This window comes from Rhizobium arsenicireducens (assembly GCF_964021225.1).
Genome location: NZ_CAXHYK020000001.1, coordinates 1,566,989 through 1,590,936 on the forward strand (window position 1 = coordinate 1,566,989; position 23,948 = coordinate 1,590,936).

General features: G+C 62.6%; 37 protein-coding genes. 5 read left to right on the forward strand and 32 right to left on the reverse strand.

Going from position 1 to position 23,948, the window contains the following annotated elements; genetic code table 11:
• Nucleotides 1-105: 105 nt before the first annotated feature.
• The 32 genes from ACWPVA_RS07455 to ACWPVA_RS07610 form a co-directional block, all read right to left on the reverse strand.
• The gene (locus ACWPVA_RS07455) at nucleotides 106-534 is read right to left on the reverse strand and encodes a gene transfer agent family protein (RefSeq protein WP_454287081.1); all 429 of its coding nucleotides are present in this window, start codon (nucleotides 532-534) and stop codon (nucleotides 106-108) included.
• Nucleotides 534-986 (reverse strand): phage tail tube protein, encoded by a 453-nt coding sequence (locus ACWPVA_RS07460; protein WP_454287082.1) that lies wholly within the window; start codon nucleotides 984-986, stop codon nucleotides 534-536. Before ACWPVA_RS07460 ends, ACWPVA_RS07455 begins: the two co-directional genes overlap by 1 nt.
• A gap of 276 nt (nucleotides 987-1,262) precedes the next feature.
• Entirely contained in the window at nucleotides 1,263-1,679 is a 417-nt protein-coding gene (locus ACWPVA_RS07465) for a DUF3168 domain-containing protein (protein ID WP_454287083.1), read from the reverse strand.
• Nucleotides 1,676-2,134: an HK97-gp10 family putative phage morphogenesis protein gene (locus ACWPVA_RS07470; RefSeq protein WP_454287084.1), complete on the reverse strand. Its 459-nt coding sequence runs from the start codon at nucleotides 2,132-2,134 to the stop codon at nucleotides 1,676-1,678. Before ACWPVA_RS07470 ends, ACWPVA_RS07465 begins: the two co-directional genes overlap by 4 nt.
• Complete coding sequence (locus ACWPVA_RS07475) at nucleotides 2,131-2,514, reverse strand: phage head completion protein (RefSeq protein ID WP_454287085.1); 384 nt, start codon at nucleotides 2,512-2,514, stop codon at nucleotides 2,131-2,133. The genes ACWPVA_RS07470 and ACWPVA_RS07475 overlap by 4 nt, the downstream gene beginning before the upstream one ends.
• Before the next feature lie 2 nt (nucleotides 2,515-2,516).
• Nucleotides 2,517-3,080: a class I SAM-dependent methyltransferase gene (locus tag ACWPVA_RS07480; protein ID WP_454287086.1), complete on the reverse strand. Its 564-nt coding sequence runs from the start codon at nucleotides 3,078-3,080 to the stop codon at nucleotides 2,517-2,519.
• A gap of 2 nt (nucleotides 3,081-3,082) precedes the next feature.
• Nucleotides 3,083-3,703, reverse strand: coding sequence for a hypothetical protein (locus ACWPVA_RS07485; protein ID WP_454287087.1), 621 nt, complete (start codon nucleotides 3,701-3,703; stop codon nucleotides 3,083-3,085).
• Nucleotides 3,700-4,041, reverse strand: a complete 342-nt coding sequence (locus ACWPVA_RS07490; protein WP_454287088.1) for a head-tail connector protein — start codon at nucleotides 4,039-4,041, stop codon at nucleotides 3,700-3,702. Before ACWPVA_RS07490 ends, ACWPVA_RS07485 begins: the two co-directional genes overlap by 4 nt.
• On the reverse strand, nucleotides 4,022-4,510 hold the full coding sequence (locus ACWPVA_RS07495; protein WP_454287089.1) for a hypothetical protein: 489 nt from the start codon (nucleotides 4,508-4,510) through the stop codon (nucleotides 4,022-4,024). Before ACWPVA_RS07495 ends, ACWPVA_RS07490 begins: the two co-directional genes overlap by 20 nt.
• 38 nt (nucleotides 4,511-4,548) lie before the next feature.
• Entirely contained in the window at nucleotides 4,549-4,833 is a 285-nt protein-coding gene (locus ACWPVA_RS07500; RefSeq protein WP_454287090.1) for a hypothetical protein, read from the reverse strand.
• Between the two features lie 64 nt (nucleotides 4,834-4,897).
• Complete coding sequence (locus ACWPVA_RS07505; protein ID WP_454287091.1) at nucleotides 4,898-6,214, reverse strand: phage major capsid protein; 1,317 nt, start codon at nucleotides 6,212-6,214, stop codon at nucleotides 4,898-4,900.
• An 11-nt stretch (nucleotides 6,215-6,225) separates the two neighbouring features.
• Nucleotides 6,226-7,071, reverse strand: coding sequence for a head maturation protease, ClpP-related (locus tag ACWPVA_RS07510; RefSeq protein ID WP_454287092.1), 846 nt, complete (start codon nucleotides 7,069-7,071; stop codon nucleotides 6,226-6,228).
• Nucleotides 7,058-8,386 (reverse strand): phage portal protein, encoded by a 1,329-nt coding sequence (locus ACWPVA_RS07515; RefSeq protein ID WP_454287093.1) that lies wholly within the window; start codon nucleotides 8,384-8,386, stop codon nucleotides 7,058-7,060. The genes ACWPVA_RS07510 and ACWPVA_RS07515 overlap by 14 nt, the downstream gene beginning before the upstream one ends.
• The gene (locus tag ACWPVA_RS07520) at nucleotides 8,386-10,098 is read right to left on the reverse strand and encodes a terminase large subunit (RefSeq protein WP_454287094.1); all 1,713 of its coding nucleotides are present in this window, start codon (nucleotides 10,096-10,098) and stop codon (nucleotides 8,386-8,388) included. The genes ACWPVA_RS07515 and ACWPVA_RS07520 overlap by 1 nt, the downstream gene beginning before the upstream one ends.
• Nucleotides 10,098-10,574, reverse strand: a complete 477-nt coding sequence (locus ACWPVA_RS07525) for an AraC family transcriptional regulator (protein WP_454287095.1) — start codon at nucleotides 10,572-10,574, stop codon at nucleotides 10,098-10,100. Before ACWPVA_RS07525 ends, ACWPVA_RS07520 begins: the two co-directional genes overlap by 1 nt.
• A 138-nt stretch (nucleotides 10,575-10,712) precedes the next feature.
• Nucleotides 10,713-10,961 carry a hypothetical protein gene (locus ACWPVA_RS07530; protein ID WP_454287096.1) on the reverse strand — a complete coding sequence of 83 codons (249 nt, stop codon included), beginning with the start codon at nucleotides 10,959-10,961 and terminating at the stop codon, nucleotides 10,713-10,715.
• A gap of 41 nt (nucleotides 10,962-11,002) precedes the next feature.
• Nucleotides 11,003-11,353 carry an HNH endonuclease gene (locus ACWPVA_RS07535; protein WP_454287097.1) on the reverse strand — a complete coding sequence of 117 codons (351 nt, stop codon included), beginning with the start codon at nucleotides 11,351-11,353 and terminating at the stop codon, nucleotides 11,003-11,005.
• 78 nt (nucleotides 11,354-11,431) lie between these two features.
• Nucleotides 11,432-12,127 carry a hypothetical protein gene (locus ACWPVA_RS07540; RefSeq protein WP_454287098.1) on the reverse strand — a complete coding sequence of 232 codons (696 nt, stop codon included), beginning with the start codon at nucleotides 12,125-12,127 and terminating at the stop codon, nucleotides 11,432-11,434.
• 259 nt (nucleotides 12,128-12,386) lie between these two features.
• On the reverse strand, nucleotides 12,387-13,034 hold the full coding sequence (gene nusG, locus ACWPVA_RS07545) for a transcription termination/antitermination protein NusG (RefSeq protein WP_454287099.1): 648 nt from the start codon (nucleotides 13,032-13,034) through the stop codon (nucleotides 12,387-12,389).
• The gene (locus tag ACWPVA_RS07550) at nucleotides 13,021-14,268 is read right to left on the reverse strand and encodes a helix-turn-helix domain-containing protein (RefSeq protein ID WP_454287100.1); all 1,248 of its coding nucleotides are present in this window, start codon (nucleotides 14,266-14,268) and stop codon (nucleotides 13,021-13,023) included. Before ACWPVA_RS07550 ends, nusG begins: the two co-directional genes overlap by 14 nt.
• Nucleotides 14,268-14,477 carry a hypothetical protein gene (locus ACWPVA_RS07555; protein ID WP_454287101.1) on the reverse strand — a complete coding sequence of 70 codons (210 nt, stop codon included), beginning with the start codon at nucleotides 14,475-14,477 and terminating at the stop codon, nucleotides 14,268-14,270. Before ACWPVA_RS07555 ends, ACWPVA_RS07550 begins: the two co-directional genes overlap by 1 nt.
• Nucleotides 14,474-14,758, reverse strand: coding sequence for a hypothetical protein (locus ACWPVA_RS07560; RefSeq protein ID WP_454287102.1), 285 nt, complete (start codon nucleotides 14,756-14,758; stop codon nucleotides 14,474-14,476). Before ACWPVA_RS07560 ends, ACWPVA_RS07555 begins: the two co-directional genes overlap by 4 nt.
• The gene (locus ACWPVA_RS07565; protein ID WP_454287103.1) at nucleotides 14,758-15,903 is read right to left on the reverse strand and encodes a DNA polymerase III subunit beta; all 1,146 of its coding nucleotides are present in this window, start codon (nucleotides 15,901-15,903) and stop codon (nucleotides 14,758-14,760) included. The genes ACWPVA_RS07560 and ACWPVA_RS07565 overlap by 1 nt, the downstream gene beginning before the upstream one ends.
• 4 nt (nucleotides 15,904-15,907) lie before the next feature.
• A complete protein-coding gene (locus tag ACWPVA_RS07570) occupies nucleotides 15,908-16,195 on the reverse strand; it encodes a hypothetical protein (RefSeq protein WP_454287104.1) in 288 nt (95 codons plus the stop codon).
• A complete protein-coding gene (locus ACWPVA_RS07575) occupies nucleotides 16,192-16,482 on the reverse strand; it encodes a hypothetical protein (protein WP_454287105.1) in 291 nt (96 codons plus the stop codon). Before ACWPVA_RS07575 ends, ACWPVA_RS07570 begins: the two co-directional genes overlap by 4 nt.
• On the reverse strand, nucleotides 16,479-17,567 hold the full coding sequence (locus ACWPVA_RS07580; protein WP_454287106.1) for a phosphoadenosine phosphosulfate reductase domain-containing protein: 1,089 nt from the start codon (nucleotides 17,565-17,567) through the stop codon (nucleotides 16,479-16,481). Before ACWPVA_RS07580 ends, ACWPVA_RS07575 begins: the two co-directional genes overlap by 4 nt.
• A complete protein-coding gene (locus ACWPVA_RS07585; RefSeq protein WP_454287107.1) occupies nucleotides 17,564-19,078 on the reverse strand; it encodes a hypothetical protein in 1,515 nt (504 codons plus the stop codon). Before ACWPVA_RS07585 ends, ACWPVA_RS07580 begins: the two co-directional genes overlap by 4 nt.
• A complete protein-coding gene (locus ACWPVA_RS07590) occupies nucleotides 19,078-19,236 on the reverse strand; it encodes a hypothetical protein (protein ID WP_454287108.1) in 159 nt (52 codons plus the stop codon). The genes ACWPVA_RS07585 and ACWPVA_RS07590 overlap by 1 nt, the downstream gene beginning before the upstream one ends.
• A 17-nt stretch (nucleotides 19,237-19,253) precedes the next feature.
• Nucleotides 19,254-20,054: a DUF6551 family protein gene (locus tag ACWPVA_RS07595; protein WP_454287109.1), complete on the reverse strand. Its 801-nt coding sequence runs from the start codon at nucleotides 20,052-20,054 to the stop codon at nucleotides 19,254-19,256.
• Nucleotides 20,051-20,395 (reverse strand): winged helix-turn-helix domain-containing protein, encoded by a 345-nt coding sequence (locus tag ACWPVA_RS07600; RefSeq protein WP_454287110.1) that lies wholly within the window; start codon nucleotides 20,393-20,395, stop codon nucleotides 20,051-20,053. The genes ACWPVA_RS07595 and ACWPVA_RS07600 overlap by 4 nt, the downstream gene beginning before the upstream one ends.
• 4 nt (nucleotides 20,396-20,399) lie before the next feature.
• A complete protein-coding gene (locus tag ACWPVA_RS07605; protein WP_454287111.1) occupies nucleotides 20,400-20,900 on the reverse strand; it encodes a hypothetical protein in 501 nt (166 codons plus the stop codon).
• A 487-nt stretch (nucleotides 20,901-21,387) separates the two neighbouring features.
• Nucleotides 21,388-21,639, reverse strand: coding sequence for a hypothetical protein (locus ACWPVA_RS07610; RefSeq protein WP_454287112.1), 252 nt, complete (start codon nucleotides 21,637-21,639; stop codon nucleotides 21,388-21,390).
• A gap of 86 nt (nucleotides 21,640-21,725) precedes the next feature.
• Here ACWPVA_RS07610 and ACWPVA_RS07615 point away from each other — a divergent pair, with 86 nt between their 5' ends.
• The 5 genes from ACWPVA_RS07615 (at nucleotide 21,726) to ACWPVA_RS07635 (ending at nucleotide 23,804) form a co-directional block, all read left to right on the forward strand.
• The gene (locus tag ACWPVA_RS07615) at nucleotides 21,726-22,436 is read left to right on the forward strand and encodes a S24 family peptidase (RefSeq protein WP_454287113.1); all 711 of its coding nucleotides are present in this window, start codon (nucleotides 21,726-21,728) and stop codon (nucleotides 22,434-22,436) included.
• A gap of 69 nt (nucleotides 22,437-22,505) precedes the next feature.
• The gene (locus ACWPVA_RS07620; RefSeq protein ID WP_454287114.1) at nucleotides 22,506-22,838 is read left to right on the forward strand and encodes a TM2 domain-containing protein; all 333 of its coding nucleotides are present in this window, start codon (nucleotides 22,506-22,508) and stop codon (nucleotides 22,836-22,838) included.
• Nucleotides 22,835-23,236, forward strand: coding sequence for a hypothetical protein (locus ACWPVA_RS07625; protein ID WP_454287115.1), 402 nt, complete (start codon nucleotides 22,835-22,837; stop codon nucleotides 23,234-23,236). Before ACWPVA_RS07620 ends, ACWPVA_RS07625 begins: the two co-directional genes overlap by 4 nt.
• Before the next feature lie 243 nt (nucleotides 23,237-23,479).
• The gene (locus tag ACWPVA_RS07630; protein ID WP_454287116.1) at nucleotides 23,480-23,656 is read left to right on the forward strand and encodes a hypothetical protein; all 177 of its coding nucleotides are present in this window, start codon (nucleotides 23,480-23,482) and stop codon (nucleotides 23,654-23,656) included.
• Nucleotides 23,657-23,669: 13 nt separating this feature from the next.
• Nucleotides 23,670-23,804, forward strand: a complete 135-nt coding sequence (locus ACWPVA_RS07635) for a hypothetical protein (protein ID WP_454287117.1) — start codon at nucleotides 23,670-23,672, stop codon at nucleotides 23,802-23,804.
• The last annotated feature ends 144 nt before the right edge of the window (nucleotides 23,805-23,948 follow it).

Below are 23,948 nucleotides of genomic sequence, written 5' to 3' on the forward strand. Positions count from 1 at the left end.
CAATCCCAAGATCAGAGAGCCGATCTGCGCTCATTTCCGGCGCTGAATCCTTGCTGCGATTGGCCTCGCCGAACCCTTCGGTCATGCAGGCGAATTCCCAGATCGTCATCGATCCGATGTCTCTGGGGACAACACCGGCCCACCGGTAGAAGCTTGCAAATCGCCACTTTCCGCGCGGGAGCGGGTTGCGCTCTGGCTCGCTGCCCCCGCTTTCCCCTCCCCCGGCGGATCGTCCTCGCTTCCGAAAAGGGTCGCGAGCAGGATGGCCTGGGCCGTCATGACAAATTCCGTCAGTGGTCTGTCCTCGACGTGTTTCTGCACGAGCTTGCGGGCAACCTCCTTCGACGTCCCTCCCCCTTCAAGACCGAGCCGGATGGTCTCGATCACGTCCTCGATAAGCCACCGGCGGGTCGACAGGCGCTCAAGGATAAACTGCGGGCCGGCATCGCACTTGCCTTGCAGCGCTCGCAGAAGGTCGATCGTCAGTAGGAAGGCATGCTCCCCCCCTGCCCAGGTGATATCGACTGCGCGCATCAGGTGCCGCTCGCAGCCGCCGTACGGGTCGGCAGGCCATCGAACTGGATTTCGATCTCGGCGGTCACCTTCGAGCCACGTTCGGCGCTATTGTTCAGGTTGACCAGATAGGCCGGCCCACTCTCATACTCTGTGTCACCGGCATCAGCCTTGAGATGGCCGATACGAATGTTCTTCGTTGCGCCGGAATACCACCAGTCAAGCATCATGCCGTGGCTCTGGCTTGCCCATACGCCCGTGCCGGAAACTCCGACCTGTTGGGACTGAACAGCAGTTTCCACAGCGGCCGGAAGGCTCTCGTCGTCACAATCCGGCACTTCGGACGTGCTCATGTTGGAGCTGCGGTTGACACCTCGCCCGGTCAATCCGCAGATCTTGGCATAGGTGCCGGGAACGTCGGTTTCGACTTCCAGCACCATCTCGTGAAAATTCGCAGAACCTGCGCGCGCCATCTCTTCTCTCCATGTGAAAACGAGCCGGAAACATCCAGCTGACAATTGGGCCTTGACCCGGCTTCAGGTGATTGGGCTATTCCGCCCGGCTTGCGCTTTTCCTTGCGCCCGTCTTCCTCTTCGGAGGATCGACACGTTCGGCCTTCCCTTTCGAGACGGCATATTCCACCACGTCCTGCGGCCACGATTGCGGCACGGGGCTGGGTTTGAAGTTGAAGGAAAACTTCGACCGTGGTCGCCGATAGTTGCCCTCGGAAAAGACAAGCATCCAGGCCATCAGGTGCCCTCCGGTGTTTCGACCAACGCGGTGAACTGCATGACACCGTGCACTGTCAGCGGATCCGGATCGTCGAGAATCCGCCACAGCGTCAGCCGAAGGCTCACCAGGGCGCTATCGGTCAGCTCCAGTTCCTGTTCGTGCAATGCGCTGCGGACTGCGGCGATCTGATCGTCCATTGTCCAGCGGTTCGGCTTTCGCGACCATATGTCGAGCTGGATCGTGATTTCCTGCCCGTCGATGCACTCGGCATCATCTGGTGTGCCGTACAACGGACCCCGGCTCATATGCGCATTCTTCGCGCGCCAGGGATCGGCCGGCACCTTGTCATAGACGGCATCAATCCCCGCCATGACCGCACTGTCGGCCAGCAGCGCCGTGCGGATTGCATTCCAGAGTTCCTGACCAACGCTCATGATCTTGCCGCTTCCCTAGCCGCCTTGTTGACTGCCCGCGTAACGCGACCCTTCACCCGCCTGCTGACCAGGCGCCAGCCAGGATAGAAAAATGGTTGGGCAGCCGTGCCGGGATGTTGCGAACCTGCGAATTTGCCCTTGTTCTTGTGGGGCGCCGTTCCAAACTCGACGAACCGCGCATAGTAGGCATCGCCTCCGCCGGCAAAGATCGTGATGTGCATGTCTCCGGCCTTTGCCTTGCTGGTCGCAATGGCAAGGGCACCCTTCGGCGCATCCCCCCACGTCCACGAAATCGACATCTGAAGATCCCCGTCGTCGACAGGGGCAAGGCTCTTCATGGCGGCTACCGTCTGATTGGCCGATTGCTCGAGCGCTTCACGGATATGCGCCTTTGCCGCCTCCGGTAAGATCTTCGTGAGCTTCCGCCGCAGGCGATCCAGTCCCTCGATCGTCATGGCGCGCTACCGCTCTGAACAAGAACGTCAAGAAACTGGCGGTCTTCCGTCGGGGCGATGGAAAGGACGGCGTAGCGGGGACCGTTCCAATAGTCAGCACCGAACGGACCGTCCCATTGTCCTTCGCGCAGGTTCCGCATTCGCCAGTCTGCCGCAATCTGCCGCGTCCGGCTGTTTGATCGAACGCGCACGACGATCGGCTGGCGACCTTCCAGCCGCCCCGCAATGACCGCCTCGCCGCCCCTGAGAAAGGTAAACCCGGCGCGGCACTGGAAGGCCTCGACAAAGTCCGATTCCTCATTGCCATGACCGTCCGAGACAAGCGCCCGCTCGTCAAAGGCAACCTTCTCGATCATGTGTCCGAAGCCACGATCAGCCATCGTCACACCTTCGAAAACCATGTGAAATTGGCATCCGTCTCCACTGTCCGGCCGGTGGCCCTCGCCCATTCGTCGACCGCCTCGGTCACGCCGAAGCGGAAGCGCGGATCGGAATTCTTGTAGTCATGGCCACCGATCCATCCTCCCGCCTTCACCTTCGGAAACCACGCCGCGATATCGGCCGTGACGCCTTCACGCGAATGGTCTGCGTCGAGGAAGACCAGGTCGAGCGAGGCGTCCGGGACAAGGGCAGCGGCCTCGATCGAGGTCATGGCCATGATATTCGCCCGCCCGGGAAAATGCCGGGCCCGGTTCTCCGCCTGTTCACGGTGTGAGCGCACCCGCTTTGGATCAGTATGCAGCGCGTGATCGTCTCGCGTGGCCTTGTAGCAGTCAGGCTGCTTGTCCGCCGTCTGCCAGCTGTCGACCATCAGCAGCGTGACATCCTTGCGCTGGCGAAGCAGGAACTCCGACAGGACGCCGAGCAGGACGCCGACCTCCGCCACGGCTGCGTTCTTCGGCAGCCTCTGTATGATCGCCGATCCGCGCTGTTCGAAAGGCTTCATCTTCACCACCCAATATCCCAGGGGCGCGGTTTTCCATGGAAGATCACCACGCGGGCGCCTTCGGGGATCGTACCGTCGCCGTTTTCTCTGCTGTTCGTCGCTTTTCGGATATTTGCCTTGTAGGAGACGATCTGCCCCGGAAGCACATCCTGAAACCTGTTCGCCCTATCCAGCCAGAACCGCTCCAGGAATGCCTGGTCGCCGCCGCGCCGGTAAACATGCATCCAGTGGGCGGGCCGTTCGATCCACTGGCGCCACACCTGATGACGCACATGCTGAGGCAGGACCATGATCGACGACTGGAGCCCGTCGGGCCGATAGACGTCCCGCATGATCGTAAGCCCCTCGACTGAGGCGATGTCGCCCAGATCCCCGATGACCGAGCTGTCTAGGTCGAGATAGAGCATCCACCCTTTGATCGAAGGATTGAACATCTCCATTTTCGACCACCAGCCGGGCCAGCCGTGCTTGAGCGGCAAGGTCTGCACGTCCGGAACATCCACATCGGACAGGCAGCGGAATTCGGCGCCGCCGAGATGGAGCTTGACCTGCATCTGCAGGCGCCTGACATGCTCCGGCCGATAGTCACCACCGGATCGCAGGACACAGAAGACGGTGATCACGTCCAGCTTCCCTCGCTGGCACCTTCGCTCACAGGGCAGAAATCCCGATAGGGAGCGAGCAGCATCCTGACCGTCGATGGAAGCACCATCGGCGTTGCGTTGACATGCTGCTCCGTCCTGTCGCGGTAGAGCGTCGCAACGAGGATCAGGACCGCCGTTACCACAGGTGCCGGCGCATCGGTCGCGCCTTCGGACCCGCTCTGCGCGGTATATGTCCGGTTGAGGTATTCCTGGACGAAGGAAGACGAGGCGGCGATATAGCCCTCGATCAGATGATCGTCGTCGTCAAAATCGACGATCAGATGTTTCTTCGCGAGCTCAAGCGAGATCAGCGTCATATGCCATAGCCTCCAGGAGACCCATTTTCGGATAGTTTCCCAGCGCGGAATCCGGGCTGGCGTTGATGACCGTGATGCCGAGTGCAGAGATTGTCTCCGCCGCATGATCGATGCAGCGACGCCACCTTTCGACATTTCCGGCTTGCGGGTTGTTCATCCCTTTCGGGTGGGCCCCGTGCCAATGAAGGCCGTTGGCAACCGTCATGTCGTATCCGACCAGGATGATCTTGCCGGCTCCCGACAGGAACTGAACCGCAAGGTTCAAGGCATGGAACCCGCTGTTCCCGCCCCAACCGACCGTCCCGAACTTGACCAGTTCGAGGCGGTCGTCATTCTTGTTGAGGCCGACCTGATGGACGCTCCACGAATTGCGGCAGGCCACCTTGTCGACGGACAGACGCAGGCCAGGCATATCGTCGAGATCAGACCTGTAGCGCTGCCACCACGCAAGGTCACAGGCATAAAACACGTCTGCCCATGGCGCGAGCCGCCAGGAATTGTTGATCGCTATGAAGCGAGCTCGTCCTTTGAGCGCGTCGAGCGGCTGGTCTCTGGCGCTTGGCCCGCCGGCGACGATGACGATGGTTTCGCCGCGCCAGTATTGCCACCAGTGCGGCGCACCTTCGAAGGGCGCGGGGATGCCGTATTGGCGGCCTCCGCTGCATCCTGCACCGGCACGAAGAGCCCCCGTTTGACGAGCTGTTGCGCGCGACGGTCATCGACATCGATGATTGCACCGCGCCGTACATTGCCATAATCGCCGTGAGCGCCGCGCAATGCCTTGATCCGCATGTCTGCCTCCTTCGGGCTATGAAGCGGGCGGCCTTTGCCGCCCGCTGTTGAGAGCCGAGCTGGATCAGCCGGACACGTTGCCGAAGTCACCGGTCACCAGGGCGCCGGGACGCTTGACTGCGAGCGCCAGACGCTTCTCGGCGCGGACCGTCAGCATGTTCTTGATGAAGTTGTCGCGGTCCTCGGAGGAGACCAGGACTTCCGCGTCCATCCGGTCATAGATGGTTGCGGCCATGCGGAACGCGCCGACGAGGAATTCGTCCTCGTCCATCGCCTGGGTTTCGAGAACAGCGCGGCCCCAGAGCCCCGGTGCATTGGTGCCGCGGGGATTGGCCCAAAGATAGCGGTTCTCGCCATCCTTCAGGAGTTCGATCCGCGTCCAGTCGCTCGGGTGAAGGACGAGGCCGTCGGCCGGATACTCAGCAAGCGAAGCCTGCAGAAGCGCCAGGCGCAGCGTGTCGATCATCGTCTCGCCCGATACCGCAAACGGCGCGGAATAGGCAGTGGCGGCAGGGACCAGTCCTTCGAGATGCTGACCGGTTCCGTCGCCCTTCAGGATCTCCAGCTCCTCGGCAAAGTCGAGGCCGTAACGGAGTTCCCCGTCCACCTCGGTCTGGAGTTGCGCCGCATCATCCATGGCCTGACGGGACACATGCACCCAGTGAGCGATGGTGCGGACCGGTGCATCGTCCTTCTCATAGACATAGTTCAATTCCGGCTTCTGCGCGCCTTCCGACACGACCCGCGCGTTGTTGGTGCGCGTGATCATCTTCACGTATTCGATCAGATTGGAGCTGGTCCGGCCTGCCGGGATCAGGTTGCGGATCGTCATCTGCCGGCGCGGCAGGCCAATGATCTCGGTTTCCCGCTGCGGTGCGATGAGATCGCCAGCCGAACCGGTCGCCGAGGTGATCGCCTGATTGATGCCGATGCGGACGCTGCCCCGCGCACCGTTCTTGACGAACATCTTAAGATCTTCGCTTTCGCTGACCTGCTGGCCGACCGACTTGCGCTCGTCCTGCCCGCTGCCACGCCGCGAGGCGAGCTTCTGCTCGAGATCGTGATTGCGGGTCTCCAGGACTTCCAGCTTTTCGCTAAGCTTCTGCTGGGCGTCCGAGAGCTTGGTCTGCGTCGCCAGTAGTTCGTCGGCCTTCGCCTTGACCTCGTCGGTGGCCCTGCCGGTGTCTTTCGACTGCTGGAGCGCCTGCTCGGCGGTCTTCTTCACGTCGTCGCTGACGCGGCTGAGTTCGTTCTTCACGTCCCTCAGCAGCTCTTCGATCTTCCCGGGATTGGCTTCGTTGCGGACCGCGCCAATGACGGCGGACGGGCGCGCAGCCGTAAGGGCCGCCAGGGCGACCAGCGGCATGAATTTCTTGCTCATGGGATATCTCCTCAAATTGAGCGGATGGTGGATAGGAGGCTTTCGACTTCCGATATGACAGCCGCATCCCGCTGGCTGGTTGCGGTCGCATCGCGCAGACCGCCTTTCAGGGCCGCGACGAGGTCGCCGCGCTTCGAGCGCGGGCAGTTCGCCATGGCCAGATAGGTCTCGAGTTCCCGCAGAGCATGAAGCTCGCGGCCCTCGGCTGAATTCTTCGCTTTCGTGGAAACCTCGTCAGAGGTGAGCAGGCTGTCCGCAAATCCCTTGGCGACAGCGTCCGCACCGCCGATCCATGTCTCGCGATCGAGCATGGCGGCAACTTCATCCGCCTTCATGCCGGCTCGCGCCGCATAGATGTCGACAGCGGCTTGGTCGAACGGCTCGAGCCATGCGGCCACGTCGCGCAGCTGGTGACGGTCACCCATGGCAATGACCCAGGTGTTGTGGATCATCAGGAAGCCGGCGCGGGCTATCTGCACCTCGTCACCAGCCATCGCAATGACGGAAGCTGCCGACGCGGCGATCCCGACCACCTTGACGGTCACCTGGGCGGGATGTTCGCGCAGCATGTTGTAGATCGCCAACCCCTCGAAATAGTCACCGCCGGGTGAATTGACGACAACCGTCACGGGCTTGGTTCCGATCGCGCGCAGTGCTGCGGCAATCCGCTTGGAGGTGACACCCTCGCCGAACCAGTCCTGACCGATCACGTCGAGGATCGAGATTGTGTTCTCCGCCTCCGTCTCGCTGGCGGATCGCACATCGGGATTCCAGCGATCCAGTGCAGATGGGCGCACCTCGCCACGCATGCCGGGACGCGCGCCGACCGAGGCGGATGGCATTTTACGAACGCTCATCGCGCCCTCCTTCGTTTCCGATTCCGAGCCATGCCTGCATGGCAGAGCGCGCCGAATTGGCATCGCCGGCCGCGCCGAGGCGATCAAGTGGCGCCAGATTGGTTTGAGCCGTAAGCTTGTCAGCGCCTTCCCTGTTGGGGAGATTGAGCTTGCGGCGCCCCTCGTTCCGGTCCATTAGGCCGTTCTGCACCATGGAGGATAGGAAGTTCGCCTTTGCCGTCGAATCCATCTGCAGCAGCGCTTCGCGGTTGAACTCGGCGAACAGGCGGCGATTGCCACTGGGGCGGATAAGCTGCTTGCGGATGCGGCCTTCGATCCTGTCGCAGATCGGATCGATGCCCAGAGTCAGCCAGGACAAGAGGATCTGCTCGACGCCTGATCCCCACATGGTCTGGCCTTCGCCGGCATGGCCGATGATGATCGGTGGAACGCCCCACCAGCGGCAGACTTCCTCGACGCTGAACCGTCGCGTTTCGAGCATCTGCGCATCGTCCGGATTGAGCGACAGCTGATTGTATGTCAGGCCGGCCTCAAGGATCATCATCTTTCCGGCCCTCGAAGAGCCGGCATAGCTCTGCATGATGGCCTGCAACTGGGTCCGCTGATCCGGTTTGAGAACCTGGTCGGATGAGAGCACGCCGCTTGCCTGCATGCCGTTTCCGAAAATCTTGCCGGCGGCCTCATCGGCCGACATCGCTGAGCCGAGCGAATTCACACCATAGGCGATCGGCGAAAGGCCAAGATCGAGATCCTTCAGGCCCTGACCGAAACCCTTCAAGTGAAAGATCTTCTCGCGCGGCAGTGTCTCGATCTTGCCGCGGTCATTCACCTTGTAGACAAGCACGCCATCGGAATCTCGCCGCGGCGCGCACTGGGTCGACAGCAGCGGCTGGAGAGACGTGAGACGCGGTCCGGTCGTCTCCCTCACGGCATAGGCGTTGCCACAGGTGACCAACCAAGCGACCATGCACTCCCAGAATTCCAGCGGTGTCTGGTCCTCATTCGGGCTTTCAGTCAGAACTTCGCCCACATCACCGCCATCCACGCGGACATGATCCTCGCCTTCCCGCTTTTCATACATGGCAAGCGGCAGGCAGGAGACCGCCTGCGCGGTGAGCTTGATGCAGGCCCAGACCGTGGCAAGCTGCATGGCGCTGTCCATGGAAACGATCTTCCCGGATGCGCTTTCCCGGCCCAGGACCTGCGACCAGGCGCTGCCGTCACTCAGCCAGAGCCGCCGGTCTTTCGCCACCTCGTCGGCAATCGCCTGGTAAAGCTTGAAAGGCGCAGCAACCGCCTTGATGAGGAAGCCCATCAGATCACCATCACGGGGTTCGAGAGAAAGTCATCGAGACGCCCGCCCTGTTGCGCCTCCGGGTTCTGGAACATCAGCATGGCGGCATTGAACGTGGCCATCAGCGGGTCGATCTTCGACGCCCCTGCGGCCTGTTTCGTCACGATGTAGTTTGATCCGCGAAGCTCGGTCTTGGCGTTCCCGACTGCCCAGGCCATCAACGGTTGCCCGCAGTGGAGCAGTGTCCTGTCCTTCAGTTTTCGTGGCAGTGTCGTGATCGCCGACTGCAACTTCCATCCCTGCCCGACCGCCTGCAGAAGATCTCCGTCCATGCCGCGTTCCGCGAGGATATCGATAAGTGTTGCCACCCCGAACGCATCGAGGCCGATTCCGGCACGCTCGGGCAAGAGCCCCAGCGAGAACAGCTGCTCGCAAATATCGGCGATCTCTTTGACGTCCTGGTCGGTCTCCGTGCACACGACCAGGTCGCCGTCCCGCTCGAAGTCCCGCAGCCGCGGCACGATCTCCTTGCGCCGTTCGAAGACATCGGGATGAGCCCAGGCCCTTGCCCAATGGAGCCAGTCCCGGCTTCTCCGATGGCGCCCTATCACCGAGAGCGCCATGAGGTCATCGAGCCCGCCGCCGTCGATCCCCGCAACGCACACGTCGCAATCCTCAAGGATCCGTTCGAAGGTCACGCCGCTACCCGCCGCCCCTTCCCAGTAGATTGCGCCGGGCCAGCGATCGGCATGAAGCCCGAGCCCGATCTCTACGTTGAAATGCTGGGATGCGATCAGTGCCAGCTTCTCCGGCCCTTCACGCTCCGCCGTGGCAATCTCCCCGGCAAGATAGTCGGCATTGACCGACCGGTTGAGGTTCGGGTTGACCAGTCCCCAGCTGCTCGGCCGCATCCATCCGCCGTCGATCGCATCCTCTGTCGGCAGTTCATAGAGGACGGCCAGCATCGGGAAGCTGAACAGCCCGTCCCGAACGTCCCGCGCCTTTTGCAGTTCGGCCTTGAACACGCCGGATGGCGGTGTCTTCGATTGGGTCGTGATCTGCAGAAGGAAACCATCCGGTCGCGCTGCCAGCGAGCCCCTGATCTCGACGAAGATATCGGCTGCCTTTGCCATGGTCGAAAAGACGTGGGTCTCGTCGATCAGGATAAAGGTTGCCTTGGACCCCGTGATAACGTCGGCAGCGGCGGCCTTGATGATGATCGTCGCCAGCGTGTTGAAGTGTGTGATCGTCTTCAGGTGGTCCCGAATGTGGAAGAGCTTCGAGAGCTCCTCGTCCAGCCGTATGATCCCGGCAGCCTGTTTGAAGGAGATGTTGGCGATCTCCTTCGTCGGCGCGATCAGCAGCAACTCCGCCTCTGGCCTCTCATTGAGGATCGCCGCCGTCACGATGATTGCTGCGGCGATCGATGATTTGCCGTTCTTCTTCGGTACCAGCAGGAAGAATTCCCGAAGCGCACGACGTTTGGTCTCTGGATCGTAGGATCCGAAGATGACCCTGACGAAATCGAAAACCCACTGACCGCATACCTCGCCATAGGTCGGATTACCGATGATGTCCGGCACCCTGAGGCGCTTGAAGATCCGGAGCGCCTTCTCCGCCACGATGTCGAAGAGCGGCAGTTCCGGTATCAGGGACGTGCCGTTGCGGATTCTCTCCTTCCAGTCAGGAACGGCCGTCGACCAGATCGTCGCCGGCACCCATGCGGTGTCCATCAGTGTGTGGCACCGGGCAGAAGATCACTGCCCCAGTGACTGTCCTTGCCGGCGTTCTTGGCAGCCGCCTTGGCGGCATCCTTCTTGCCGAGCTTTTCTTCCTTCTCGGGCGTGGCCTGGTGACCCTGGCGCAGCCGTGCCTCGATCAGCATGGCGTCGGACCTGTCGACCATCTTGCCGAGTTCCTTGAGCGCCGCGACGTTTCCGGCATTTGCCTGCTCCATCGCCAGCTCGTAGCGCCTGGCGTCGAGCCGGTCCCGCATCGCGTCGCGCTGCTTGAGCTCCGCTCTAAAATACCGCTTCACCGTAGCCGGAGAGACCCCGATCCCGTTCGCCATCCGCTCGATCGACCAGCCAAGCGCCAGCAACAGTTTGATTTTGTTGCGGTCGCGATCGTTCGGTTCATACGGAGGCCGTCCCCGCTTCCCCTTCCAGTCGGGAATGGGCTGACCAAACAGATCAAAATTCTCACTCATCCAAAAAAAATCCGTACATGAGGGGGGCGCGGGTCCGGGGCGAGAGGGCTTTTTGGAGTTTGGACCCGCCCCCCCCGGCCCACGAATTCCTGCTTGTCAGGTAATCCGGGTTTTGTGGACACTATCGCTTGTTGTGACCTACGCCCTCTCGAAAGTCAGGCGATAGACCTCGCCGATCTCGAACTGCTCAATGGCACCGGCGTTGGTGATAGTCATCGCGATCTCGCCTTGCGGCGTCCACTTCGACCAATCACCGTTGCCTTCTGGCAATCCCTTGAGGTAGCCACCGAAGGCGGCAGCCAGCTTGATCTCGACGTTCACATCTCCGGGCTGGCTGGTTGCGCGGTGATTGATTTCCTTAACGTAGAACATTGCTTGTACGCTCATGGCGTCTTCTCCTTGATTGACCGGATACCGTCCGGCACGGATCACCAACGAGCCTTCGCCCGCTCCTGTTTTTGCTTCTCGCTGTCGTGGAAAGCCTTGCTCACCGTCTGCAGATTGCTCTCGTCCCAGAACAATCGCTCATCGCCGTGATGCTGTTCGATGTGGTCGACCACCGGGCTGTTCGGCGCCGGATACCTGCCGATGCAGAGAACCTTCGTCTGCCGGCAAGTGTAGTTATCCCGCAGCAGTATCTGCTGGCGAAGCTTGCGCCAGCGTTCGGTCTTGTACCAGCCACGCCAGTTGACGTTCTGGTCACGCTCGCGAAGCCTTGCCTTCTCGTCGCCTTCCGCCCGACCGATACGAGGTGCAAGCGATCCAATGCGGGGCTTCAACGCCTTTAAACGTCCCATACCCTTTAATGCAAAAAAGGGTGACCTCTCGATCACCCTTCATTCTGGTCTGCCTACCCGCTACTCGCTTGGCGCAGACGGAGCATCCTGACTACCAAGAATGCGATCGTTGAACCGCTGGAGACGATCGCGGCTAATCGTGCGGATCAGATCGTTAGGTGCCGTCAGCTGCTCGAAGTTGGTCATTCGATCCTGCGCTTCGGCGATAAGGCTATCGAACGACAAACGCGTCTCCGCCAGGGCCAGCTCTTGTTTCAGGTCCGACCTTTCAATCCCGAGGACGGATGCCAGCTCTCCATTGCTGAATGCCGCAGTGGCCGTGCTCAGCTCATCGACGTTAGCGACGTTCACCACGAGGCTTTTGTGGTAGAGCGCCAACCAGCGGAAATCACCGGTCTTATGAAAGAGAGCCAACAGCTCCTGCGCGCTTGGAAGAAAGAAGACATCCTCAGTGTCAACGATTGCTGGATAACCACCAGCGCCGATGGGCTTGAAATCGGCGGCATTGTCCTTGAGGATCTGCCAGTAGCGTTCAGCATCATCGATCTCTTTTTGATGCTTCTTCGCTTCTTCGTCCGAGATTGTCCCTTGCTGGCGCCATTCTTCGACCTTCACCCGCGCTTCGTCGGCGTTGGATCTTGTACTTCCATCTGGATTGCGGACTTCGGCGTGAACATGGCCGCTGATGACAGCGCCCATCAAAGCAACGATTGATGCAATCTGAAGGATCTTCGCAAAACCGTAAGAATTGAACATAGCTTTCCCCTGTTATTGTCTGAGAACAGAAGGTGCTATGATCCGGGTTCTATTGCAATCGCAACCTCTGCTGCGACCGCCGATAAGAATGGAACAAAGTGGCATAGCTTTCGCACTGGCCCTGAATCGGTGCCTCGCATGGGAGGCCGTCAGGGCTGGGGCTGACCGGTGTACCACCTCGGGATTGCTCCCCGCTTTCTAAGGCGTTCTCAGAGGCTCACTAGCAGGATCATCAGCGCGTCCAGTGGCAGAATGACTCTCACAGTTTTTCGACCATGGCAAGTGGCACCGTGACGGGCACCTCGCCGCCGAGAATGGACACGATCACCACCACGTCGCCCTGTCCCTTCCTGTTCGGCGTCACCACTTCCGCCGTCATTCCTTCGAACGGACCGTCGGTCATTCGCACCCTGTCGCCCGCGTTCAGCCGGATCGCGCTCATGGCCTGCCAGTCATAGCGCCCTTCTACCGCGCGATGATGGAAACGCTTGACTTCGCCGTGGCTTATCCGTTTCGGCTGCTCTCCCGCGCGAAGAAAGCCGATCACCTTGTCGACCGTCGAAACGGTCTCGAATGCATAGACATCGGCCAAGAACCGCACAAGCACATAGCCATGGATCACGGGCATCATCTTGCCCTCTATTCTGCGTCCGCGACGCTCCCAGCTCTTGCCCTTGCGCATCGGAACGAGCGCTTCCACCGCCTTCTCGACCAGCGCGTTTTCCACAGCCTTCTCGCATCCGGTCATCACCCGAAGCGCAAACCATGGGTCTGATTCGCCCGCCTGCCCGATCCTCGCGAATCGATCCGCCCGCGCCTGGTGGCCGTCGATTGCCCGCTCGCGCCGCTCGATCGCCTTGTCCGTGATCACGATCGCCACACCATCCATCGCCCTATGCTGCATCATCTCTCGCTCCACCTGTCCTGATCTCTGCCCAGAAGCGCGTGAGCGCCCGTTCGACTGCGACGTCCAGATCGTCCTCATCCGCCCCGATCGACGGAAACTGCACGAATTCGAGCTTGTCCGGCTGCGGCGGAAACGGCCAGTTGCGCGCATCGTGCAGCCGCTTCCATGCCTCCCAGAGCGCTCCCCCGACATGCACCTTGTCGAAGCATCGCTCCGCCGCCTCGGCAATCGTTGGCGGAACCATCACCCCCTTGAATTCCCGCGCCCGCTCATGCAGCGCGCAAACCTCCGGCCAGCCGTGCTTGCGGCATTTGTCGGCCCAGAGCAGCGTGCGTTTCCCCGGTTCGGCCTCGATGATCCGTTCTTCCAGCGGCGTGAACGAAAGCCGGCGCATCGCCTTGGCAAGTCCGGCAAAATGCAGCCCCATCCATGCCCGGCTATAGGCGTTGGAAAGCTGCGGCGGCTTGGCCAGCGCTTGCGACTTCGGCAGCTTCTCCCAGCGCTTTTCAGTCAGATATACCCCGGCCGAGCAGAGGAACTTTCGACCAGACGCCTTCACCGCCGCGACATAGGCCTCGCTCGAAGCCGCCGCCTGTTCGCGCTCCTCCGCCGAAAGCGCCTCCCAGGCCTTCATCGCCGCCGGCTGGCTGTCGCTCACATAGCTCGGCCAGGTCGGATACCACCGCTTGAAGTCCCGTTCGACCTTGCGGTGATCTTCTCCCTGCTCTCGCTCGCCCGCGCTCTCTCTCTCTTTCCGTTCGGATGGGGTCGTTAGATAAGGGTCGTTAATAGGTGCCGGTCCTGGACCGGCAGGGGGTGCCGACTCTGGGTCGGCAGGGGGTGCCGGTATACCGGCAGGGGGGGTCTCTCCGGAAAGCGCCAGAATGGGATTTTCTTCCTCGTCTTCCGGCTCGTCCCATGCGCTGAAAGCATAGCCTTCAGGCGGCGGCGCGTCATAGATCACCCGGTAGGAATGCGCGCTGTCGCGCCCGTCGCGGCTTTCCTCGACATGCTTTTCCACCACGCCGAGCTCGCCCAGCCGATCGAGCGCGGCCTGCACGGTGGATCGCGCACAGCCGAGCTGCTGCGCCATCTTCACCTGGCTGCGCCGGCACCATCCGTGCTTGTCCGTGTGCCGTCCGAGCAGGCAGAGCACTCTCAGATCATTGCCCTTGAGCCGAGGATCGGTGACGATCCATCCGGGAATGATCGAAAAACGGGCCATGTGTGACATCAGCCACCCCTTTTCGCCACATGCCGCGCCGCGTGAAGCGTGCGACACACGGCGTCTTCCGGCTCGTCCAGCACCTGGTGGATATCGAAGGTGTCGAAGTGCCCGGAATTCCACAGGATGATGGCGGCGAGCGCTTTCATCTCGTCCATAGGGCCAGCCATGGCGGATGAACCTTTCAGGCGCTGATCCACGATGCCGAGCGGCTTCATACCCCACCCCCTTTCGCCCAAACCCCGCCATAGTCGACCACCAGCCCGCGCACCGCCTCTTCGTCGCCGACGAAGACGGGCGGCTGCGTGCGGCCGGAGAAGACGGACAGGAAGATGCGCCCGGTGCGGTTGACCTCGGCCAGCTCGTCGGCCGAAAGCTGCCAGCAGGAGACAGAGCAGGCCCCGTTGGTATAGGTGTAGAGATCCGAGCAGGTCTCTTCCTGCCCTTCCGGCGCGCCCAGCACCATGTTCGCGCCGGCAAATCGGATTGCCTCAGCCATCACGCCGCCTTCCGTGCGTCGAGCGTGGCCAGCGCCGCCCGCGCCACTGCCAGCGTGTCCTTTGTCCGCGTCGGCATCAGCACGACGAAACGGTCCTCGCCGTCAACGTCGCCCCGGAAGATCGTCGGGACAGAGACGTCTTCACTAGAGGTCCGCGCGATCGTTACGCTCTCCCCGCCAATGGCGCGCAGCACGTCGGCGAGATAGCGGCCGTTGAAGTCCGCCGCAAACGCGTCGCCCGAGGCCTCGATCAGTTCCTCGCCGCCTTCCCCGTCCAGACCGCTTGCCGCCAGCGCAATGCGGTCACCGTCGAGCACCATGGAAATGTAAGGTATTCCGGAACCCTGCAGCATGGAAAGACGCCGCACCGAGCCGGCCAGTGCCGCGCGCTCGACCCGGCTTGTCTGCTCGCATTGCGGAATCACCCGGCGCACGTCCGGGAACGCTCCGTCGATCGTCTTGGCGACCAGCCTGAGCCCCGCGACCTCGACCGAAAATCGCGTATGCCCAAGCACAAGGCTATCGACCGGCGGCATGGCCAGCAGAACCCTCACGGCAGCATTGGGAATGATCAGGTTGTCGAAGGCATGCGCGTTCACATTGTCGGTGAATGCCAGCCTGTGCCCGTCCGTCGCCACCACGGCGCGGCCGAACAGGCATACCCCGTTCAGGTAGTAGCGCGTCTCGTCACGGCTGGCGAAGGGCGCGGCAAAGGCGAGCGCCCGTTTCAGCGCCTCGCCGTCGACCTCGATCCTCTGCCCATCCTCCGGCATGCTGAGGTGCGGGAAGTCCGACGCCGGAAAGACCGGGATGCGATAGCGCCCGAAGCGGCTGGCGATCACAGCGAATTTCTCGCCCTGGTCCATGCGGATCGTCAGCCTGTCGTCATTGCATAGCGTTTCGGCGAACGAGCGCGACAGCGCGCCGGCCAGCCGGAACAGCGGCCAGAAGGCCAGGCACCCTTCCCCGGAGAATTCCAACGCCGCTACCGAAACCGAGAGTTCCCGGTCGAGATCCGTGACGGTCAGCCGCCCATCGGCAAGCTTGACCGAGCCCAGGATCGGAATGGTGGTGCACCTTTCGATCACCGGACGAAGCGTCTTCAGCGCGGCGTTGAGCATGCTTGCCGCGATCTCGATTTTCATGCACTCAGCCATAGGGATGCGCCTCCGTTTCACGTTGAACCTTTGCTGTAACAGCCTGTTTTTGCTTGGCCGGATCGACAAGTATGAGGAATTCCAGCGGGTCCGCGCCCATCGCCCGGCAGAGCGCCAGCAGGCTTGCGGCGGACAGCACCTGCCCGGTGCGCGCCCGGTTGATCATCGCGGGGTTGAGCCCTTCGTGAAGGCTCGCCGCCTGCCGATAGGACAGGCCCTGCGCGTCGATCCACGCGCCAAAACGCTTAGCCAGCTTGTCGCGGTCGATATCCGGTCTCATCTGCCCTGCCCTCTCAAGTCCGGGTCGATCCCCATGGCGAGCCAGAGCCTGCGGCGATGCCCCGGCATCACCGGCTTGCCAGCGAGCGCCAGGTCGAAGATCTCGCGTGAAACATCCGCCACCTTGCGCAGCCGCACCCGTTCGCCCCGCTCGGCATTGCGCCGCGCCGGATCATTGGCCCGAAGATCCGGCGCCAGATCGGCCGCCAGCGCCCCGGCCCGCATCACATGGGCCTGGAGAAACAGCGCCAGCCCGGCCGCATCGAACGAGGGTTTGGGCAGGGTCATGACGCCACCTCCTTGCCGGCCCGCGCCTCGATCAATTCGGCGTAGCGCGCATGGATGGACGCCCTGTCGAGGAATCGCGGTTCGAAGCGGTAAAGACCAGTCACATCTCTGCGAACGCCAGCGAGGATATCGGCTTCATCATCCGTCAGCATGCGGGTCGGCCAGCCCTTGACGTAAAGCATCGGCTTCGTGATCGCGCTCTCGATCTCCTTTCGAAGGACAGCCTTTTGCTTGGCCAGCTGCAGCCCCTCACGCTGATCCGTGGTCAGGATGTGCGGCGCAAGGTCGCCCAGCCAGCGCGAGCCTTGGAAAGCGAAGCCGCTGTCGATCTCCAAGGTCACCATCTGGCGATAGAGATCATGGCCCTCGGCCTGCTTCGTCGCAGCGATCATGTCTGGCATGCTGGACATGATGCACCAGCGGCAAGACACGCGGGTCATGCCGAACACCCGGTAGGCCGGATGGGGGTGCAGCCCGGAGGCGTCGATCATAGCAAACACCTCGTCGACGGTGAGGTCGATGATTGGCCGCCAAGTCCATACCCGGCCGTTCGCATCACCGTCGGCCACGGCCATCCTGGAGCGGGTCGCGCTTTCCTCGCGCCTTACCCCCGTAACATTGACGATCTTCTGCCCTGGGAACCGGCGCTTGAGATCCGCCATAATGACGTGTGTCTTCTGCTCCGAAGTACAGAACCGCATGGCCGGGGTCGACCAACACGGGACGAGGGTGACGGTGCTCAACGTCTCGTATCTGGTCTGGCTTGAGAGCCACCGACTTTCCCACCGCTCCATCAGGCCGCCCGCCTTGCGGCGGACGACGACCAGGTCGCACTGCAGGTGACTGGCCAATTCTTCGCAGATGCGGAGGCTGTCCTTCCACTCGACCGAACCGAGGTCCGCATGAACAAGGATGCGAGGGCCGGTGTGGCCGATGGAATCGAGATGGCGGAACGTGGCAATGGCAGCAGCCTGGCTGTCCTTGCCTCCTGATACCCCGATGGCGACAGGCGCATCTTCGGACAGCAGCGCATCCACTGTCGCATCTCTGGCTATCGGCGAAGATCCCGCGATGTTTTGCGTCATGACGCCACCGCCTTGCCCGCGCCGTCGACCGCATCGACGACAGCCAAGCCGACCAGCGCCCGGCTTGAGGCCTTGAGCGCCGTCCAGCCGTCTTGCGTGATGCGCCAGCGATCCTCGAAGAAGGTGATGAAACCCTGCTCGCTGAACCCGGCGACGAGCGCGTCGACGGTCGACCGGCGCAGACCAAGCCCGCGCCGCATTTCCGCCTCGTCGAAACCGTCCTGCTCGGCCACCCAGGTGAGCGCCCGGACCCGCTCTTCCTCAACGCGTTCGTCGAGGCTCTTGCGCGGCGTCTCGCGCTGCAGATCGTCGTCCTCTGGCTTGGTCCGAGGATCCACGCCGTCGAACCGCAATGGCGCGACAAAGCCGCCGGCGCCGGGCGCAAGCGGCGCGATCGCCTGATAGGCCTGCCAGTCCACCCGCATGACCTGAAAGCTTCCGGGCGCACTGCCATAGGAGCCGTCCGCATTGCGCTCCCAGATGAACCAGGCGACGTTCATCTGGCTTCCGGCCTCGTTTCCGTCCCAGCCTTCCTGGTGCATCATCGGTAGCCGCCGGGAGAAGACATAGGCCCGGCTCGGGGGGCATTCGTCCATCATGAAGAGGCGCTCGGCGTCTTCGCATCCGCACATGGCATTGAGGTTCAGCAGCAGCGCCATCTTGCGCGGCTTGTGAACGCGCAGTGCATGGGCAATGAAGCGATTCATGATGTGCCGCCCGTAAGGCGGGTTGGTGACAATATCGACGCCCTCGGAACCAGAGGCATCGGTCAGAAGGAAATCACCAACCTGCTGCAGCTCGCCATGGCGCGTCGTCGTGCCGCGATCGAGAATGTCGGAGATCAGCACCTCATATCCAGCTGCCTCGAGCGGCCGGGAAATATGCCCGGCGCCGCAGGCCGGTTCCTTGACTGTCGCGGAGAAGCTCTCCAGAGCCAGCAACACTGGCAGGGCCTCCGGCGCGGTGAAATAGGCATCCGGACCGCGCTCTTCCTTTGTCCGGGTCTTGGTGCCGATCGCGTGCCCCGCCGCCTGTTTCAGGCTGGCGCGGCTCGGCTCCAGCCCCTCTTCCAGCCGCGCTTCGACCACGCGGTCGATGAAGCCCGGATCGGCACGCTCGGCATTGCGCAGCTTGCGCGCCTGATGGACGGACTGGGCGTCAAGCCCGACCTCTTCCAGCGTGAAAATATTATCGCCGGAAATATTTGTCTTGCGGCCCGGCCGTGCCAGCTCGCCCTTGGCCTGCGCCGCATCCACCGCGTCCGCCATGGCGACATAGCAGATGCTTTCAATCTTCAGGGCCTCGGCCTGCAGGACCCGCGCCTTGTCGACCAGCTCGCGGCTGGCCTTGACCTTCTGCGCATAGCCGCCCGCCGCCTTGGCCTGCTCATAGACGCCGGTGGACAGCAGCAGCGCCGCTTCCACATCGCCGGCATCCAGCAGCGCCCGCGCCCGCTCGATGCTGGCGACCAGCTCCGAAGGCTCGACGATCGGGGCGAGCGCGGTTGCCATCACCAGCCACCCCTTTCCGCTTCGCCGATCAGCGCGCAGACCTCGCGCTCGCTCATGTCGAGCAGCTTTGCGATCGTGTCGGTCGACAGGTGCTGCACGCGGAAGAGCTCGATCACCCGGGCCATGCGGGCCTGTTTGACCAGCAGCGTCGAACGCATGGTTTCAGCCTCGGCCCTCATTTCCGCGCCCCGAAATAGATCTGGTTGGCGGAAAGGCCCTTGTTGTAGAGCTCGGAAATCGTGCGGGCCAAAACGCTCGGCGCATCGCCGCCGGAGAGCTTGCGCAGCTGCTCGGCATGAGCTGTCATTTCGGCAAAGCTCTTCGGACGAAGGACGCCGGCCAGCCTATCCAGGTCGATCTTCTCATTCGCCTCGATGATCCGGGCGAGCGCGGTAATCAGCGTGCCGCGCAGCGCCTTTGCGTCCTTCGGCCAGGCGCGGCGGATGGTTGACAGCGAAAGCCTGACCGCCCTGTCGCCATAGCGCTCCAGTGCACGGGAAATGGCGGAGACGGCGTTCGTCAGGTTGGGCTTGTAGGTGCCGGCATCCGGCGCAATGTCGCAGTCGGCGGCAAGGCAGATGTCGCGCACCCGCCGCGCCATCTCGTCGCCAGAGGCAAGGCCTGCCCAATAACGCTCGACGGGCGTGACCGCCTTGCGGTCGCGATTGATCACGAGGAAGTTTTCTGCCTCAGCTTCCATGCCGGACCGGCTGATGATCATGGCCGGCACCTTGCCGATGCGCGGATGCAGCTGGGCCGCCTTTGCCCGGTGCTGGCCGTCCGTCACGGAAAACCGCCCGCCGTCCTTGCGGGCCAGCGTGATCGCGCCAAAATGGTCCCAGTGGAACTCGCCGAGGATCTTCTCGACCTTGCGCCCATCCAGCTCGCGCTGGTAATTGCTGTCCACATCGATCAGGTCGGCGTCGACCCATGCGCACTCCGGCTTTTCGCCGATATTCATGTTGATCTTGCTCATTCCGGCACCTCGCCTTTGGACAAGATCCGGTAGCCGCGCCCCCAGACCGTATCGATCTCGATACCGATGCTTGAGAGCTTCTTGCGGACCTTGCAGATGAGAACATCGATGATCTTCATCTCCGGCTCGTCCTGGTCGTTGCGCAGCCAGTAAGCCTCGCTCATCAGCTGTTCGCGCGTGACCATGCGCGGCCGACGCTGCCAGAGCAGGAGAAACAGGTTGAATTCGCCTTCCGTCAGACGTGCGACCGCCCCGTGCGCGACAACAAATCCGCCGTCGAGATCAATCCGGACCTCGCCATCATCCGGAATTCCTTGCTTGCAGCAGGGGCAATCGGCCATCGCCTCAATCCCCCTCGCCGACGACGCGCAGAGAGGCCGAGGCCCCGCCCTTGGCCTTGATGGCCGCGAGTGCCGCGCGCAGTTCCGAGGTTGCCGCCTGCAGGCTGGAGCAGATCCGATCGACGCTTTGTGCCTCGGCCGGCGTCACGCGCCCGTCGGCAATGGCGATCGCCATGCCGTTGGCCAGTTCCGCGCTCTGTCGCATCAGCTCGGCATGCATGGACAGCACCGAGACATCCGCTGCGCGCTCGGCTTCCGGGTCGGTCAGGCGCCGCCCGTTGGTTTCCGCCAGGACGGCCGTCACCAGCGGCTGGCCGCAATCCGACTCGAGCATGACCACGGCGGCGAGCGGCATCAGCTCGCCATCGGCCGGATTGTTCATGCGCCCGATATGGCTCTTGGAAATGGAAGTGACCTCGGCCGCGCGTTCGATCCCGCCGGCCAGTTTGATCAGGTCGCGCTGGGCCGCCTTCACGCGGTGGAACCAGGCTTCGGAAAAGGACATGGGCTTGATCTCCTGTGAAGACAAAAGCGTTCCCGCGCCGGTAAAACCCGGCGTCGTTTCCCGTCGTGGGAATGTGTCGTGAATGTCAGTGTGCGCGGGTCAGGAACTCATGGAGGCCCGCATGCATAACCCCGAAGCCAGCCAGTGCCGCCCGGCACCCGTGCCGCGCCAGACGTCTCCCACCCATACAGGGCGCAAGCCCGTCCGAGCCCGTGCGAGGCCCCGTCCGGAGCGCAGGCCGAAGGCCGACAGCGTGAGGACAGAGCAAATAAAAACAGCCGGAGCAGTCCGCCACGCAAAACCTTGTGCGCGCTCCGGCCGAATTGCCGCGCCGCAGACTGGGAGGTCGGCACGGAGGGGAACAGCTGAAAACCAACCCCTGCCCCGCCGCGTCCACACGAGGCAAGGACGAAGCGGGACAGGGTCTTCCCCGCCGCGGGAATGCGGCCCGCAGACTGGCGAGGGAGGAGAGAGAAACGGGCGGCGCTCATTCGGCAGCCTCCGGGATGGCATCACCAGGACGCGGCACGCCCGCCGGCCATTCGGCATCCGCCGGCCAGTTGGCGGAAAGCCATGTAACGGCGCGTTCGATCCGACGCACTCCGATATCGGCACCCTGCCGAACTTCGGAGAGCCGCTTTCCATCGTTAAAAAGCCGCGACGAGATCGTCGCCTCGGCAAGACCGGAGGCCTTCGAGTAGGATTCTACGAGGCTCATAAGGGCGCTGATCGTGAACATGCGCCATCATATGCGGTACATGTACCTCGTTGTCAACGGTCTATGTACCGCTACACCGATTTCCCCAGCACGGTAAAGATACCGCAATGAGCACCGACAACGCCGAACAAATCCGCCATGCGCTGCTGGAGCGCATCGATCAGCGCCTGAAGGCCCTGAACATGACCCGCCGCGCGGCGGAGATCAAAGCCTTCGGCAAGCCAGATGCGATTCGCAACTGGAGCCGAAAGGATAAGAACGTCCTTCCCCGGATGGATACCCTTGCCGTCCTTGCTCCCGTGCTGGAAACGACCGCAGCCTGGCTGATGTATGGCGTCGACACACCAGCCATCACAGGAGACGCGACGCCGGCTACGCAGGCCCCGCCGCTTCCCGGTCGCAACACCATGCCGCTGGACGTGCCCGTCATGGGCACCGCCGCCGGCTCGCTGGCGCGCGGCGCTTTCCAGCTCGAAGGCGGCGTCGTCGACTACGTACGCCGCCCGCCTGCCCTGATCGGCGCTCGGGATATCTATGCGCTTTATGTCGAAGGCTCGTCGATGGAGCCGCAATACTTCCCGGGCGACCTGATCTATGTGAACCCGCACAAGCCGCCACGCATAGGCGACATCGTCGTCGTCCAGTGCCGCAACGGCGAACACACGCCGGAGGAAGCCTCGCTCGGGATCTACCGCAAGCGGACGGAAAAGACCGTGACGATCGGCAAGCGCAATCCCGCAGCCGAGATCGATCTGGCCCGCGATCACGTCAAGGATATTCACCGTGTGCTGACAACCAACGAACTTTTCGGCGTCTGATTGCCGTTGCCATCGGGAGTTTCCCTTCCTATTCTCGCGACAATCGTAGCGGGCAAAGGAGGGTAAGCCATGGCGATTTCGACCGAACAACGCATATTGATCGAGCAGCGCGTGACCAACGAGGCGAAATCCTTGGGGATTGCCTATCTCTTGTGGTTCTTCGTCGGCGGGCTTGGCGCCCATCGTTTCTACCTCGGCAGGCCGATTTCTGCCCTCTTCCTGATCCTGCTCGGCCCGGTCGGCCTCGCATTGATGCTGAGCAAAAATCACTACGGCGCCTTCATGCTCGTCGCGGTGGCACTCTGGCTCGTCGTCGACGCTTTCCTTATTCCCGGCATGGGGACGGCATGGAAGAACAAGGTTCGCGACGAATTGACCGCCGCAGCCGAGCGCGCCGCATGAAGCCGCTCGCCGCAATCATCTTCGCCACGGCGCTCACGCTTTCGGGCTGCGGAACCGTCGCACAAAACAGCGATGTCGGCCTGATCCACACAGGCCTTGCCGGACGCCAGGCCGTCGCCGACCCGACCGGCGTCACAGTCGTCGAGGCCGGCCCGGCGCTATCGGACGAAAAGCAACGCGTCATGGGCACGTCCTGCAAGAACAAGCTCTGGGACCCGTCTCCGAGCCGGGAAAACGCGCTGGCGCTGATGAAGAGACAGGCCGCCGAACGCGGATATGATGCCGTGCATTCCGTCACGGTTTTTTCCGATCCGACCGCGCTCGCCAAGAATTGCTGGTCGGCGCTGGTCGCCAGCGGCATCGCTTTCAACCGGGCGACACAGCCGCCAATCAACTGATTCAACACCAGATAAACAGCGAAAGGGGGCGGTCCATTCCGCCCCTTTTCTTTTGCGCGCAATTCTCAATGCGGTACATGTACCTTCTTACCGCTTGACGCGGTACATATACCGTGTCAATAATTGCGCCATCCCGCCTCCCCTCCTCCCAGGGCGGGACGACCGCAAGACCCGCCGCCGGCCGAACCCCACTCCTCCCAGTGGCCGGCGGCGGAAGCGGCCGGGACCAGAAGGAGAGCGCAGATGAAAAAACCCACCCGCAACATCGCCGAGGAAATGGCCAATTTCGCCATCGAAAAAGGCGAGGGCATTTCCCGCATCGACCTGAAGCGCGAAGGCTATACCGACGAGCAGATCGACGCCTATTCCCATGAGGCCGCAATCCTCCACGCCGAGCGCGCCACGCGCCGCGTCGCCTGAGAGGGCCGCCACCATGGCCACCCTCCTCCTCGAGCGCCATTTCCTTTCCCTCACCTGGCCGGCCTGCTTGCGCAGCCGGTCGGTCGAATTCGCCGTGCTGGCGCCGATTGTCTTCGGCCTCGGCTTTGCCTTTGCCGCGGGGATCTGACGCCATGACCATCCTCGCCGCCATCATGACCGCGCTCGCCGCCGCCGAGTTCGTCTGCCTGGTCGTGATGGCTTGGCGGCGATCCGAAACCGCCCGCACCGCCGAGCTTCCAGGCGGCGCTCTCCTACGTTGTCGACCATGTCG

Bases quoted from the DNA above. Each gene is read 5' to 3' on its own strand.
- ACWPVA_RS07455 (WP_454287081.1), bottom strand. From the start codon at position 534: ATGCGCGCAGTCGATATCACCTGGGCAGGGGGGGAGCATGCCTTCCTA.
- ACWPVA_RS07460 (WP_454287082.1), bottom strand. From the start codon at position 986: ATGGCGCGCGCAGGTTCTGCGAATTTTCACGAGATGGTGCTGGAAGTC.
- ACWPVA_RS07465 (WP_454287083.1), bottom strand. From the start codon at position 1,679: ATGAGCGTTGGTCAGGAACTCTGGAATGCAATCCGCACGGCGCTGCTG.
- ACWPVA_RS07470 (WP_454287084.1), bottom strand. From the start codon at position 2,134: ATGACGATCGAGGGACTGGATCGCCTGCGGCGGAAGCTCACGAAGATC.
- ACWPVA_RS07475 (WP_454287085.1), bottom strand. From the start codon at position 2,514: ATGGCTGATCGTGGCTTCGGACACATGATCGAGAAGGTTGCCTTTGAC.
- ACWPVA_RS07480 (WP_454287086.1), bottom strand. From the start codon at position 3,080: ATGAAGCCTTTCGAACAGCGCGGATCGGCGATCATACAGAGGCTGCCG.
- ACWPVA_RS07490 (WP_454287088.1), bottom strand. From the start codon at position 4,041: ATGACGCTGATCTCGCTTGAGCTCGCGAAGAAACATCTGATCGTCGAT.
- ACWPVA_RS07500 (WP_454287090.1), bottom strand. From the start codon at position 4,833: ATGCGGATCAAGGCATTGCGCGGCGCTCACGGCGATTATGGCAATGTA.
- ACWPVA_RS07505 (WP_454287091.1), bottom strand. From the start codon at position 6,214: ATGAGCAAGAAATTCATGCCGCTGGTCGCCCTGGCGGCCCTTACGGCT.
- ACWPVA_RS07510 (WP_454287092.1), bottom strand. From the start codon at position 7,071: ATGAGCGTTCGTAAAATGCCATCCGCCTCGGTCGGCGCGCGTCCCGGC.
- ACWPVA_RS07515 (WP_454287093.1), bottom strand. From the start codon at position 8,386: ATGGGCTTCCTCATCAAGGCGGTTGCTGCGCCTTTCAAGCTTTACCAG.
- ACWPVA_RS07520 (WP_454287094.1), bottom strand. From the start codon at position 10,098: ATGGACACCGCATGGGTGCCGGCGACGATCTGGTCGACGGCCGTTCCT.
- ACWPVA_RS07525 (WP_454287095.1), bottom strand. From the start codon at position 10,574: ATGAGTGAGAATTTTGATCTGTTTGGTCAGCCCATTCCCGACTGGAAG.
- ACWPVA_RS07530 (WP_454287096.1), bottom strand. From the start codon at position 10,961: ATGAGCGTACAAGCAATGTTCTACGTTAAGGAAATCAATCACCGCGCA.
- ACWPVA_RS07540 (WP_454287098.1), bottom strand. From the start codon at position 12,127: ATGTTCAATTCTTACGGTTTTGCGAAGATCCTTCAGATTGCATCAATC.
- nusG (WP_454287099.1), bottom strand. From the start codon at position 13,034: ATGATGCAGCATAGGGCGATGGATGGTGTGGCGATCGTGATCACGGAC.
- ACWPVA_RS07550 (WP_454287100.1), bottom strand. From the start codon at position 14,268: ATGTCACACATGGCCCGTTTTTCGATCATTCCCGGATGGATCGTCACC.
- ACWPVA_RS07555 (WP_454287101.1), bottom strand. From the start codon at position 14,477: ATGAAGCCGCTCGGCATCGTGGATCAGCGCCTGAAAGGTTCATCCGCC.
- ACWPVA_RS07560 (WP_454287102.1), bottom strand. From the start codon at position 14,758: ATGGCTGAGGCAATCCGATTTGCCGGCGCGAACATGGTGCTGGGCGCG.
- ACWPVA_RS07565 (WP_454287103.1), bottom strand. From the start codon at position 15,903: ATGAAAATCGAGATCGCGGCAAGCATGCTCAACGCCGCGCTGAAGACG.
- ACWPVA_RS07570 (WP_454287104.1), bottom strand. From the start codon at position 16,195: ATGAGACCGGATATCGACCGCGACAAGCTGGCTAAGCGTTTTGGCGCG.
- ACWPVA_RS07575 (WP_454287105.1), bottom strand. From the start codon at position 16,482: ATGACCCTGCCCAAACCCTCGTTCGATGCGGCCGGGCTGGCGCTGTTT.
- ACWPVA_RS07580 (WP_454287106.1), bottom strand. From the start codon at position 17,567: ATGACGCAAAACATCGCGGGATCTTCGCCGATAGCCAGAGATGCGACA.
- ACWPVA_RS07585 (WP_454287107.1), bottom strand. From the start codon at position 19,078: ATGGCAACCGCGCTCGCCCCGATCGTCGAGCCTTCGGAGCTGGTCGCC.
- ACWPVA_RS07590 (WP_454287108.1), bottom strand. From the start codon at position 19,236: ATGCGTTCGACGCTGCTGGTCAAACAGGCCCGCATGGCCCGGGTGATC.
- ACWPVA_RS07595 (WP_454287109.1), bottom strand. From the start codon at position 20,054: ATGAGCAAGATCAACATGAATATCGGCGAAAAGCCGGAGTGCGCATGG.
- ACWPVA_RS07600 (WP_454287110.1), bottom strand. From the start codon at position 20,395: ATGGCCGATTGCCCCTGCTGCAAGCAAGGAATTCCGGATGATGGCGAG.
- ACWPVA_RS07605 (WP_454287111.1), bottom strand. From the start codon at position 20,900: ATGTCCTTTTCCGAAGCCTGGTTCCACCGCGTGAAGGCGGCCCAGCGC.
- ACWPVA_RS07610 (WP_454287112.1), bottom strand. From the start codon at position 21,639: ATGTTCACGATCAGCGCCCTTATGAGCCTCGTAGAATCCTACTCGAAG.
- ACWPVA_RS07615 (WP_454287113.1), top strand. From the start codon at position 21,726: ATGAGCACCGACAACGCCGAACAAATCCGCCATGCGCTGCTGGAGCGC.
- ACWPVA_RS07620 (WP_454287114.1), top strand. From the start codon at position 22,506: ATGGCGATTTCGACCGAACAACGCATATTGATCGAGCAGCGCGTGACC.
- ACWPVA_RS07625 (WP_454287115.1), top strand. From the start codon at position 22,835: ATGAAGCCGCTCGCCGCAATCATCTTCGCCACGGCGCTCACGCTTTCG.
- ACWPVA_RS07630 (WP_454287116.1), top strand. From the start codon at position 23,480: ATGAAAAAACCCACCCGCAACATCGCCGAGGAAATGGCCAATTTCGCC.
- ACWPVA_RS07635 (WP_454287117.1), top strand. From the start codon at position 23,670: ATGGCCACCCTCCTCCTCGAGCGCCATTTCCTTTCCCTCACCTGGCCG.